1 protein-coding gene is annotated in these 1,486 nt (G+C 49.3%); it reads left to right on the forward strand.

Annotation, left to right across the window (positions count from 1 at the left end; all coding sequences use genetic code 11):
• A partial coding sequence (locus tag N7974_RS20535) for a beta strand repeat-containing protein (RefSeq protein ID WP_262967392.1) occupies positions 1 to 1,486 on the forward strand: 1,486 nt, incomplete at both ends.

Genomic DNA, 1,486 nt, shown 5'->3' on the forward strand with positions numbered 1-1,486 from the left:
GGTCAGTTCTCGGCACTGACCGGTAGTGGTAATCTCCACATTACCGCCAACCCTAATGGCGTAACTACCGATATTTCTACAGGTATCGTATTTAATGGCAGCTACTCTGCCGTATCGGGCTCCTCGGTTATCAACCCGTTAACAACATTGATTGTTGCGGCGGGCGGCAATCAATCGCTGGTTAAAACGGCATTAGGGCTTGATTCCAGCCTGGATTTAAATACTTATGATCCTTTGGCGTCAGTTTTGGCGGCGGGTAGCAATGCAGTAGCCAAGGCTTTGGCAATTAAGGTACAAAGTACGACCATACAAATCGCCAACCTGATCGCTGTTATTGCCAGTGTTACTAAAGCCGACGGAGCTGAAGCCGGCACTATTACCAGTGTTGCACAAAGCGTGGCTACCACACTGATGGCAGCTGCCAATACATCCGTATCGGGCACCATCAATTTGGCCGACAGTACCTTACTTGAAAGTGCCATTAATAAGGCGTTAAGTAGCGTATTTACTGATACTACGCAGCTAGACAAGTTAAGTACTCTGGCTACTAGTACCGCTACAGCAGTAGCGCTGGTCAATAGCAAAATCGAAATTTCCTCCACAACGGCAAGCAATAACGCACAAAATGGTGGAACTGTCGATGCCATCAGCACACTGCAAGAAATCGTCAGTGCCCAGATTGTGGCGCAGCAAACCATCGCCCAACAAGCCGCCAATGTAGTGCAGAACCCCACTGCGACTATTACGGTTAACGCCAGTAACGTAGATGCACAAATTACTAGTGCAAGTGCTGATGTCAAACAACTATTCGTGAATACAGGCACCAATATTGCGCCAACGCTTAGCGCATTTGCATCAACCGTTGCTACCGGCAATGAAGACAGCAAAATTGTCGTGACCTTTGCCAACTTACAAACGCAGGGTAATGAGGCGGATGTCGATGGCACGGTAACAGCTTTTGTCATTAAAGCAGTCAGCACCGGTACGCTAACCATTGGTACGTCGGCAGACACGGCAAGCGCATGGGATGCGACTACCAACAACAGCATTGACGCCACCCACCAAGCCTATTGGACACCGGTCGCCAATGCCAATGGCACTTTGAATGCCTTTACCGCCGTCGCAAAAGACAATGGCGGTCTGGAATCTGCTACCCTCATTCAGGTTACTGTGGCGGTCACGGCGGTTAATGATGCACCTACCGGATCAATCACCATTAATGGTTCGGCAACTCAAGGCCAAACGCTGACAGCCGCCAATAACTTGGTAGATATTGATGGTCTGGGTACTATCAGTTACCAATGGTTGGCTAACGGCACGGCCATTAGCGGTGCAACGGCTGCAACGTTAACGTTAACCCAAGCACAAGTCGATAAAACCATTACTGTAACAGCCGGCTATACTGACCTGTTAGGTACCCCTGAAATTGTAACCAGCACTGCAACCACTGCCGTCGTTAATGTTAATGATGCGCCGACGACTTCTG

It is taken from the genome of Methylobacter psychrophilus (assembly GCF_025583945.1).
Lineage (GTDB): Bacteria > Pseudomonadota > Gammaproteobacteria > Methylococcales > Methylomonadaceae > Methylobacter_C > Methylobacter_C psychrophilus.